This window comes from Rhodococcus sp. CX (assembly GCF_015865005.1).
Taxonomy (GTDB): domain Bacteria; phylum Actinomycetota; class Actinomycetes; order Mycobacteriales; family Mycobacteriaceae; genus Rhodococcus.
The window spans coordinates 27,281-37,834 of record NZ_JADZGH010000124.1 but is presented as its reverse complement, the minus strand read 5'-3'; the positions used below and the strand labels follow the sequence as shown (position 1 = coordinate 37,834).

Sequence of the window (10,554 nt, the reverse complement as noted above, 5' to 3'; positions counted from 1 at the left end):
ATGGCCGTGGTGACGTCGCTGATGCGGGCCCAGCAGATCCTCATGGCGCGGGTCGAAGAGGTGCTCAAACCGTTCGGCCTCACCTTCGCGCGATACGAACTGCTGACGTTGCTGCACTTCACGCGCCAGGGCGCCCTGCCGATGGCCAAGGCCAGCGCGCGGCTGCAGGTGCACCCGACCAGCGTCACCAACGCGGTGGACCGGCTCGAATCGGCGGGGCTGGTGCGCCGGACCCCGCACCCGAGCGACCGCCGCGCGACGCTGGTCGAACTCACCGACGAAGGTCGCGCGCTGGCGATCGCCGCGACCGAGAAGCTCAACACCGAGGTGTTCTCGCGACCCGGCATTCCCGACGATCAGCTCGAGCCGCTGCTGCGCATCCTGGCCGGGATGCGGCACGACGCCGGGGACTTCGACACCGGGGGTGCGCCGACCAAGTGGTGACGGCGCCACCTCCGATCACGAAAACGACTGCAGGGCCGCCCCTTCCGGGTCGGCCCTGCAGTCGTATCACGCTCAGGCGTGCTTGAATTCCGGCGCGCGCTTCTCGATGAACGCGGCCATGCCTTCCTTCTGGTCGGCGGTGGCGAACGTCGAATGGAACAGGCGCCGTTCGAACTTCACGCCCTCGGCGAGGGTCGTCTCGAACGCGCGGTTGACCGCTTCCTTCGCCATGATGGCCGCGGACAGCGACATCGACGCGATGGTGGTGGCGGTCTCGAGCGCGACGTCGAGCAGCTCGGCGGCCGGCACGATACGCGAAACCAGGCCGGCGCGTTCGGCTTCCTCGGCGTCCATGTTGCGTCCGGTCAGGCACATGTCCATGGCCTTCGCCTTGCCGACGGCGCGGGTCAGGCGCTGCGAACCGCCGATGCCCGGGATGACGCCCAGCTTGATCTCGGGCTGCCCGAACTTCGCGGTGTCCGACGCAATGATGAAGTCGCACAGCATCGCCAGCTCACAGCCGCCGCCCAGCGCGTAGCCGGAGACCGCGGCGATGATCGGGGTGCGGGCGGACGAGATCTTGTCCCAGTCGGAGAAGAAGTCCTCGCCGTACGCCTCGGAGTAGGTCTTCGGCGCCATCTCCTTGATGTCGGCGCCGGCGGCGAACGCCTTCTCCGAGCCGGTGATGACGATCGCGCCGATCTCGCGGTCGGCGTCGAGTTCCTCGACGGCCGCGACCACTTCGCGCATCAGCTGGCTGTTGAGCGCGTTGAGCGCCTTGGGCCGGTTGAGCGTGATGAGTCCCACGCGACCCTTGCGGTCGAGCAGGATGGTCTCGAAATCGGTCACTGGTTGTCCTCTGCATTCGAACGGGCACGGATGTCGGTGATGATGGCGGAGAAGTCGAGTCCGCCACCGCCACCGGCGTTGAACCGATGGTAGAGCTCGGCCGCGCGCAGCCCGAGTTCGCCCTCCACTCCGTTGGCCCGCAGCGCGTTCGCGGCCAGCCCGAGGTCCTTGTCCATGAGCGCTGCCGCGAAGCCCGGCTGGTAGTCGTTGTTCGCCGGGGTCGTCGGGACCGGTCCGGGGACCGGGCAATTGCTGGTCAGCGCCCAGCACTGGCCGGATGCGTTGGACGCGACGTCGAACAGCGCCTGGTTGCTCAGGCCCAGCTTCTCGCCGAGCACGAACGCCTCGCTGATCGCGATCATCGACACGCCGAGGATCATGTTGTTGCAGATCTTCGCGGCCTGTCCGACGCCGGAGCCGCCGCAGTGCACGACCTTCTTGCCCATGACGTCGAGCAGCGGCTGCGCGGTGGCGAAGTCCTCCTCGGAACCGCCGACCATGAACGCCAGCGTGCCGGCGGCGGCACCCGCCACACCGCCGGAGACGGGGGCGTCGATGGCGCGGTGTCCGGCCTTGTGGGCGCGTTCGGCCGCTTCGCGGGCGTCGGCGACGTCGATGGTGGAGCTGTCGATGAACAGGGTGTTCGGCTTGGCGGCGGGCAGGATCTCGTCGTAGAGATCGAGCACGAGCTTGCCGTTGGGCAGCATGGTGATGACGACGTCGGCGTCGCGCACGGCCTCGACGGCGGAGGCCACGACGGTCACGCCGTCCTTGGTCGCCTGTTCCTGGGCTGCGGGTACCGGGTCGAACCCGGTGACCGAGTAGCCGGCCTTGACGAGATTCGCGGCCATCGGCCCGCCCATGTGGCCGAGACCGAGGAACGCGACGGTGGGGAGAGCACTCATGTCATTCTCCTTGGGAGGCGGCGAGGCCGAGTTCGAGCTCGCCGAGCGGCTGGAAGTAGGCATCGACGTCGGCGGCGGTCACGTCGGCGAGGGTTGCCGGCGACCACTGCGGGTTGCGGTCCTTGTCGACGACCTGGGCGCGGATGCCCTCGACGAGGTCGTGCGACTTCAGCGACGCGAGCGACACCCGGTATTCCTCGTCGAGCACCTGCTCGAGGCTGCCGGCCTGCCGGGCCCGCCGCAGCGAGCGCAGCGTGACCTTCAGCGCGACCGGCGACTTGCCGAGGATCTGCTCGGCGGTGGCCTGCGCTTCGGGAAGGTCGGAGGCCTGCAGGCGTTCGACGATCTCCTCGACGGTGTCCGCGGAGTAGGCGGCGTCGATCCACGACTGCTGTGCGAGCAGTTCGGATTCCGGTGCGGGCCGGGAGTATTCGGCGATCGCGTCGTCGAGCCCGGCGCTTCCGATCGCGGCGACGAACTTGTCGAGCGACTCGGACGGGACGAAGTGGTCGGCGAAGCCGAGGGCGATCGCGTCGCCCGCCTTCAGCCGGCCGGTGGTGAGCGCGATGTGGGTGCCGAGTTCGCCGGGGGCACGCGAGAGCAGGTAGGTGCCGCCGACGTCGGGGACGAAGCCGATGCCGACCTCGGGCATGGCGATGGTGGAGCGTTCGGTGACGATCCGCACGTTGCCGTGGGCGGAGATGCCGACGCCGCCGCCCATCACGATGCCGTCCATGATCGCCACGTAGGGCTTCGGGTAGCGGCCGATCGCGGCGTTGAGGATGTACTCGTCGCGCCAGAACTCCTGCGATCCGGTGCCGCCGTCCTTGGCGTCGTGGTAGATCGAGACGATGTCGCCGCCGGCGCACAGCCCCCGCTCCCCCGCCCCGGACACGACGACGGCCCGGATCGAGTCGTCGTCGGCCCATGCGGAGAGATTGTCGGCGATGGTACGGACCATGCCGTGGTTGAGAGCGTTGATCGCCTTGGGGCGATTGAGGGTCAGACGGCCGACGCCGTTCGACACCTCGACGAGAACTTCCGGTTCCTGCCCGGTCATGCCGCTCCTGTCTGCGCCGCGGCCACCACGCTGCGCGCGACGACCACCCGCATGATCTCGTTGGTTCCTTCCAGGATCTGGTGCACACGCAGATCCCGCACGATCTTCTCGATACCGTACTCGGCGAGATAGCCGTAGCCACCGTGCAGCTGCAACGCCTCGTTCGCGGCCTCGAAACCGGCGTCGGTCGCGAAACGCTTTGCCATCGCGCACAGTTCGACGACGTCGTCGGCGCCCCGGTCGAGCGCGTCCGCCGCCCGCCACAGCAGCGTCCGGGCAGCCTCGAGTTCGGTGCGCATGTCCGCGAGGCGGAACTGCAGCGCCGGGGAGTCGAGGAGCCGGTCGCCGAACGCCTTGCGTTCGGCGAGGTAGGCGACGGTCCGGTCGAGGGCGGTCTGGCCGCCGCCGACCGAGCACGCGGCGATGTTGAGACGGCCGCCGTTGAGGCCCTGCATCGCGATGCGGAAGCCGCCGCCCTCGACGCCGAGCAGGTTCTCCGCCGGTACCCGCGCGCCTTCGAGGATGACCTGGCGGGTGGGCTGGGCGTTCCAGCCCATCTTCTTCTCGTTCGCGCCGAACGACAGACCCGGCGTGTCCTTCGGGACGATGAACGCCGAGATGCCGCGCGGGCCGGGTTCGCCGGTCCGCGCCATCACGACGTACACGTCGGACGTGCCGGCGCCGGAGATGAACTGCTTGACGCCGGTCAGCACGTAGTCGTCACCGTCGCGGACGGCCTTGGTGCTCAAGGCCGCCGCGTCCGAGCCTGCGCCCGGTTCGGTGAGGCAGTAGCTGCCGAACTGTTCCATCGAGCACAGCCCCGGCACCCAGCGACGCCGCTGATCGTCGTTGCCGAACTTGTCGATCATCCACGTGACCATGTTGTGGATGGACATGTACGCGGCGATCGACGGGCAGCCCTTGGCGAGTTCCTCGAAGATCCGCACCGAGTCGAGTCGACGCAGTCCGGAGCCGCCCACGTCCTCGCGGACGTAGATGCCGCCCATGCCGAGTGCCGCGGCCTTGCGCATCACGTCGACCGGGAAATGCTTGGCCTGGTCCCATTCCACTGCGTTCGGTGCCAGGTACTCGGTGGCGAAGTCGCGGGCGGTGTCGCGGATCGCCCGGTCGTCGTCGGTGAGGGTGAACATGCTGATCCTGTCTGGGGTCTGTCGTCCGGTCCGGTCCGAGGCGCTCAGTCCATCGTGGGGATGACGAAGTGGTCGGTGTCGCTCACGTGGGCACCCTCGAGGTCGCCCTCCTTGACGCCGGACGGCCAGCGCTGCGTGATCGTCTTGGTCTTGGTGTAGAAGCGGAAGGCGTCGGGGCCGTGCTGGTTGAGGTCGCCGAAGCCGGAGGCCTTCCAGCCGCCGAAGGTGTAGTAGGCGATCGGAACCGGGATCGGGACGTTGACGCCGACCATGCCGACCTGGACGCGGGTGGCGAAGTCGCGGGCGGTGTCACCGTCGCGGGTGAAGATGGCGACGCCGTTGCCGTACTCGTGCTCGGTCGGCAGACGCAGCGCGTCCTCGTAGTCGCGGGCGCGCACGACGGTCAGCACCGGGCCGAAGATCTCCTCGCGGTAGATCGACATGTCGGTGGTGACCTTGTCGAACAGGGTCGCGCCGGAGAAGAAGCCGTTCTCGTTGCCCTCGAGGACGAAGCCGCGGCCGTCGACGACGAGCTCGGCGCCTTCCTCGACACCCTTGGCGATGTAGTCGTGGACGCGGTCGCGGGCGGCGGCGGTCACGAGCGGACCGAAGTCGGCCTTCTCGTCGAAGCTGGTGCCGATGCGCAGCTCGGCGATGCGGTCCTGGAGCTTGGCGACGAGGCGGTCGGCGGTCTCCTCACCGACCGGGACGGCGACGGACAGCGCCATGCAGCGCTCACCGGCCGAGCCGTAGGCGGCACCGACGAGTGCGTCCGCGACCTGGTCGAGGTCGGCGTCGGGCATGATGATCGCGTGGTTCTTCGCGCCGCCGAAGCACTGCGCGCGCTTGCCGTTCTTCGCGGCGGTCTCGTAGATGTACTGCGCGATCGGGGTGGAGCCGACGAAGCCGAGGGCCTTGACACGCGGATCGTTGAGCAGGACGTCGACGGATTCCTTGTCGCCGTTGACGACGTTGAAGACACCGGCGGGCAGGCCGGCCTCGATGAACAGCTCCGCGAGGCGCAGCGGCACCGAGGGGTCGCGCTCGGACGGCTTGAGGACGAACGCGTTGCCGCAGGCGAGGGCCGGGGCGGCCTTCCACAGCGGGATCATCGCGGGGAAGTTGAACGGGGTGATGCCGGCGACGACACCGAGGGGCTGGCGCATCGAGTAGACGTCGATGCCGGTGCCGGCGGACTCGGTGTATTCGCCCTTGAGCAGGTGCGGGGCGCCGAGGGCGACCTCGACGACCTCGAGGCCGCGCTGGACGTCACCCTTGGCGTCGGGGATGGTCTTGCCGTGCTCGCTCGACAGCAGCCGCGCGAGTTCGTCCATGTTGTCCTGCGCGAGCTGCAGGAACCGCATCAGCACCCGGACGCGCTTCTGCGGGTTCCACGACGCCCATTCCTTCTGGGCCTCTTCGGCGTTGGCGATGGCGGCCTCGACCTCGCTCTGGGTGGCGAGCGGGACGCGTGCCTGCACCGCGCCGGTGTTGGGGTCGAAGACGTCCCCGAATCGCCCGGACGTCCCGGCGACGTGCTCGCCGCCGATGAAGTGGGTGAGTTCACGAATGCTCATTGTCGCGAGTCCTTTGCTGATCGACGGTTCGGACACAGGGCGCCGAAAGCGGGCCCCTCGAAGTCTGTGTCCATCCTATAGTTGGAAGTCCATGTATGTCTACCGTCACATCCCGGCGGTCCCCCCGCGACGCCGCGTCACCCCCAGGGAACGCCGCGTCACCGCAGGCGGCGGTACAGATCCTCCAGGTCGGACACCGCGCGGATGACGACGGCCTCGTCCGTGCCGCCCGCGCGCAGCGCACGCCGCAGCAGCATCGGGTCCAGATCCTCGAGCGCCGGGCGGAACCGCTCCATCGGCAGTTCCGGCAGTTCCGTGTCGTCGCCGTAGAAGTCGTCGACCGGGGGCTCCGACGCATCGACCTCGCCGATCAGCCGCTCGAGACCCACGCCCCGGAGGGTGAGCACGGCCAGCGGGTGCTCGTCGACGTGCTCGGCCAGCAGATACGCCACGGCCGCGGCGTGCTTGCAGGGCCAGCCGTCGTCGGGGCACGTGCAGTCGAAGTCGAGTTCACCGGCGCGGCGCGGCAGCAGCAGCGGCCCCAGCTCCTCCGGCAGCGCCCCGGCCGCGAGCCGCGCGAGCATCCCGGGCGCCGAACGCACCTGTGCGACCAGTTCGGCGATCGCCTCCTCGTCGAGGGTGCGGACCGTGACGGTCGCGGTGAACGGGCGCAGCTGGCTGCCCTGCACGTCGCCGACGACCGCGCCCGGTTCGAGCCGCAACGAGAGCACCTGCCCCGAGCGCGCGTAGGTGCGGCCGCGGGTCAGCCGGCCCCTGTCGGCGACCTGCTCCATCGCACCGATCAGTTCCTTCGACCACCAGCTGCGCCCGATCGCGCCACGTTTGGTGCGGGCCTCGATACCGCCGTCGACGCGGATCGGTGTGCCGTATCTGCGGAAATTGTTTCGCGCCATGGTCATTCACCCACCGCGTCGTCGCTCAGGGTCAGCAGGGCGTGGAGCTGGTCGGTGGACAGCTCGGTGATCCAGTTCTCCCCCACACCGACCGCGAGGTCCGCAAGTTCCTGTTTGCCGGTGAGCATCTCGTCGATCCGTTCCTCGACGGTGCCGACGCACACGAGCTTGCGCACCTGCACGTCGCGACGCTGGCCGATCCGGAACGCCCGGTCGGTGGCCTGGTTCTCCACCGCAGGATTCCACCAACGATCCAGGTGCACAACATGATTGGCCGCGGTCAGGTTGAGACCGGTGCCGCCGGCCTTGAGCGAGAGCAGCATGATCGGCGGCCCGTCCGGCTCCTGGAACCCGGTGACCATCGCGTCGCGGCGGGTCTTGGACACCCCGCCGTGCAGGAAGGGCACCTGCGTGGAGAACCGCTCGGCGAGATAGGGGGCGATGAGCTCCCCGAACTCGCGGAACTGCGTGAACAGCAGAACCTTCTCGCCGTCGGCGAGCACCGATTCGACGATGTCCTCGACCAGGCCGAGCTTGCCGGAGCGGTGGCGGCCGCGGCGCAGCACCGGCGATCCGTCGGCGAGATAGTGCGCCGGATGGTTGCACACCTGCTTGAGCCGGGTCAGCGCCGCGAGGACCGCGCCCTTGCGGGCCATCCCCTCCTTCTCCTTGATCTTGCGCATCATGTCGTCGACGACCGCCCGGTACAGCGCGGCCTGCTCGGCGGTGAGGTTCGCGCGGACGGTCTGCTCGAACTTCTCCGGCAGGTCGGCGATCACGTCCGGGTCGGTCTTGACGCGCCGCAGCACGAACGGGGCGGTCAGCGCCCGCAGCCGGGCCGCGGCCGCCGCGTCGCGTTCGCGTTCGATGGGCACCGCGAACCGGGCCCGGAACGACGCGGGCGACCCCAGCAGCCGCGGATTCGCGAAGTCGAGGATCGACCGCAGTTCTTCGAGCCGGTTCTCCACGGGTGTGCCGGTCAACGCGATGCGATGCGAGGCCGCAACCGACCGCACCGCGCGCGACTGCGCGGTGTTCGCGTTCTTCACGTGCTGCGCCTCGTCGAGCACCACCCGATGCCAGGTCAGCGCCCGCACGTGCGCCAGGTCGCGGGCGACGATCGCGTAGGTGGTGATGACCAGGTCGCTGTCGTCGACCACCGCGGCCAGGTCGTCGTCACGCAACCGGCCCGACCCGTGGTGGACGTGGACGCGCAGGCCGGGCGCGAATTTCGCGGCCTCGCGCTGCCAGTTGCCGACCACCGACATCGGGCACACCAGCAGCGTCGGCCGGACCGGGCCGCGGGTGCGTTCGTGCACCAGCAACGCCAGCACCTGCACGGTCTTGCCCAAGCCCATGTCGTCGGCGAGCACCGCACCGAGCCCGAGCCCGCTCATGAACGCCAGCCAGTCCAGGCCGCGCTGCTGGTAGGGCCGCAGGGTCGCGTGCAGACCGGGCGGGGCCGGGACCGGTTCCGGGTGCGCCTGCCCGTCGAGCAGGGTCGCGACCCACCCGGAGGCGCTGATGTCGGTGACCTCGGCGGGCGGCACGTCGTCGCCGGTGAACTGTGCGAACAACGAGCCGAGGGTGGTGTCCTGCCCGGAATTGCGGGTCACGTAGCGGGCGGCCTGGGCCAGCGCGGCGGCGTCCGCCTTGACCCACTTGCCTCGCAATTTGACCAGGTCGCTGTTGGCGGCGACGAGCTGTTCCATCTCGGCGGCGCTGAGCAGCATGTCGCCCACCGCGAGCTGCCATTCGTACGAGACGATCGCGTTCATGCCGACCGCACTCTCCTCGGCCGCGACGGGGGCGGCGGCGGACTCGACACGCAGCCGCAGCGACGGTTCGACCGTCGCCCACGCGCGCGGGAGCAGCAGCGCCACGCCGGTGTCCTGCAGGGCACGCGCGCCGTGCTCGACGAGATCGACGACGACGGGCGTGGGCAGCAGCAGATCCAGGCTGTCGGGGTCGCGGGGCACGTCCTGCAGCCGCGGGTAGGCCTTCAACGCGGCGCCGAGCTTGCGGATACCGATCTGCAGCAGTTCCGCGTCGGTGCCGCCGATCGGCACCGGCGCCGGGGCCTGGCCCTCCGATCGCAGGCACACCTCGAGCCGCCACAGGGCGTCCGCGGGATCGTCGGCCTCGTCGGGTTCGACGAGCCGCAGCACCAGGTCGGGTTCGTTGCCGGACAGGCTGGCGCGCCACTCGTCGAGCGCGTCGGCCATGCGCTGGGTGCCGGCGTGGTGCGGCGTGCCCTCGGTCAGCGCCGCGATCAGCGGATGCAGCGAGGTGCCGGACCCGAGCATCGCCCGGGTGATCGGGTCGGTGAGCTCGGTGCACAGGTTCTCGAGCAGCCGCGACGGATTGCCCAGCTGCCGCTGCACCGGCGGCATCGCGGCGACCAGTTCGGCCTTCCACGCGCGGGTCCGCTCCCCGCCGAGCAGCTGCCAGCGCACCCACCACTGCTTCTCGGCGCGATGCATCCGGGGGGCGACGCGACCGGCCTGGGCCCAGCGTTCGATGCCGCGGGCGACGTGCGCGAGGAAACGCAGGTCCCCGGACACGCCGTCGGGCCGCCGCGGCAGATCCAGTAGGAGCTGGGCAGCATCCGGAGGTGCCACCGCGACCGCGGGCAGGGTTCGCGGCGCGTCGTCCCCGGGCAAGGTCAGCTCGACGCGATGCCGGAACGGGCGGTCGATCCAGCGCCGCAGCGCCGACGGCAGCACGTCGTCGTCGGGCGGGGCCGAGGGGTCGCGCCACAACAACAGACCCGATCCCGGTGACCAGACCCCGTGCAACATGCCCACCATGGTGCCAGGCGGGTGCGCCTCCGGCGCCGGTGCGTCTTTGTGGCGGTCAGGGCCTCCACATAGGCACACGGGCGGCGGAGCCGCCCTAGGCTGAGCGCATGCCCCTCGCCTACGGTTTCGTCGAATACGGCGGCCCCGAAACCCAGCAGTTCCTCGACCTCGAGGTCCCCGTACCGGGTCCCGGGCAGTTGCTGGTGGCGGTGCACGCGGCGGGCGTGAATCCGGCCGATTGGAAGGTCCGGGCGGGCACCCGCAAGGACACGGTGCCGGTCACGCTGCCGGCCGTGCTGGGCCGGGAGGTGTCCGGTGTCGTCACCGCCGTCGGCGACCGCGTCGACGGCTTCGCGGTCGGGGACGCGGTGTTCGGCGCGACCGCGACCGGGTTCGGTGGATACGCCGAGTACACGCTGCTCAATGCGCACAGCGCCGTCCACAAACCTGAGCAGGTGGGTTTCGCCGCCGCCGCGACCGTCCCGGTGGCCCTGGGCACCGCGTTCGACATCGTCGACGCGCTCGCGATCTCGGAGGAGGACACCGTGCTCGTGATCGGCGCCGGCGGGGGCGTCGGATCCGCCGCGACCCAGCTCGCGCGGACACGCGGCGCGACCGTGCTCGGGGTCGCGTCGGCCGGCAAGCGGGACCTGCTGGAAGGCAACGGCGCCACCTGGATCGAATCCGGCGACGACGCGGCCGACCGTGTTTCCGCCGCCGCTTCCGACATCACCGCGATCGTCGACCTGGTCGGCGGCGCGACCCTCCGGACGTTCGCCGCAGCCGCTCCCGGAGCCCGCATCGTCAGCGTCGCCGATCCGGCCGGAGCAGCGGAACTGGGTGGTTCCGGAGT

Annotated in this window: 9 protein-coding genes; 2 read left to right on the top strand and 7 right to left on the bottom strand. The window is 70.1% G+C overall.

Annotated features, from left to right (window positions below; genetic code table 11):
* Positions 1–444 (top strand): MarR family winged helix-turn-helix transcriptional regulator (locus tag I0Q12_RS13670; protein WP_197252436.1); only part of this gene is annotated, 444 nt, incomplete at its 5' end.
* Positions 445–516: 72 nt separating this feature from the next.
* Here the strand turns inward: I0Q12_RS13670 and I0Q12_RS13665 are convergent.
* The 7 genes from I0Q12_RS13665 to I0Q12_RS13635 all read right to left on the bottom strand — a co-directional run bounded on the left by I0Q12_RS13665 (position 517) and on the right by I0Q12_RS13635 (position 9,701).
* Positions 517–1,293 carry an enoyl-CoA hydratase gene (locus I0Q12_RS13665; protein ID WP_197252435.1) on the bottom strand — a complete coding sequence of 259 codons (777 nt, stop codon included), beginning with the start codon at positions 1,291–1,293 and terminating at the stop codon, positions 517–519.
* Positions 1,290–2,198 (bottom strand): 3-hydroxyisobutyrate dehydrogenase, encoded by a 909-nt coding sequence (gene mmsB / locus I0Q12_RS13660; protein ID WP_197252434.1) that lies wholly within the window; start codon positions 2,196–2,198, stop codon positions 1,290–1,292. The genes I0Q12_RS13665 and mmsB overlap by 4 nt, the downstream gene beginning before the upstream one ends.
* A gap of 1 nt (position 2,199) precedes the next feature.
* Entirely contained in the window at positions 2,200–3,258 is a 1,059-nt protein-coding gene (locus tag I0Q12_RS13655) for an enoyl-CoA hydratase/isomerase family protein (RefSeq protein WP_197252433.1), read from the bottom strand.
* On the bottom strand, positions 3,255–4,409 hold the full coding sequence (locus I0Q12_RS13650; protein ID WP_197252432.1) for an acyl-CoA dehydrogenase family protein: 1,155 nt from the start codon (positions 4,407–4,409) through the stop codon (positions 3,255–3,257). The genes I0Q12_RS13655 and I0Q12_RS13650 overlap by 4 nt, the downstream gene beginning before the upstream one ends.
* A gap of 44 nt (positions 4,410–4,453) precedes the next feature.
* A complete protein-coding gene (locus tag I0Q12_RS13645) occupies positions 4,454–5,986 on the bottom strand; it encodes a CoA-acylating methylmalonate-semialdehyde dehydrogenase (RefSeq protein ID WP_197252431.1) in 1,533 nt (510 codons plus the stop codon).
* Between the two features lie 158 nt (positions 5,987–6,144).
* Positions 6,145–6,900 (bottom strand): SWIM zinc finger family protein, encoded by a 756-nt coding sequence (locus I0Q12_RS13640; RefSeq protein ID WP_197252442.1) that lies wholly within the window; start codon positions 6,898–6,900, stop codon positions 6,145–6,147.
* Positions 6,901–6,902: 2 nt separating this feature from the next.
* Positions 6,903–9,701, bottom strand: a complete 2,799-nt coding sequence (locus tag I0Q12_RS13635) for a DEAD/DEAH box helicase (protein ID WP_197252430.1) — start codon at positions 9,699–9,701, stop codon at positions 6,903–6,905.
* A gap of 107 nt (positions 9,702–9,808) precedes the next feature.
* On the opposite strand from I0Q12_RS13635, the gene I0Q12_RS13630 reads away from it, so the two are divergent.
* The coding region (locus I0Q12_RS13630; protein ID WP_231610590.1) for an NADP-dependent oxidoreductase at positions 9,809–10,554 on the top strand (746 nt) is incomplete at its 3' end.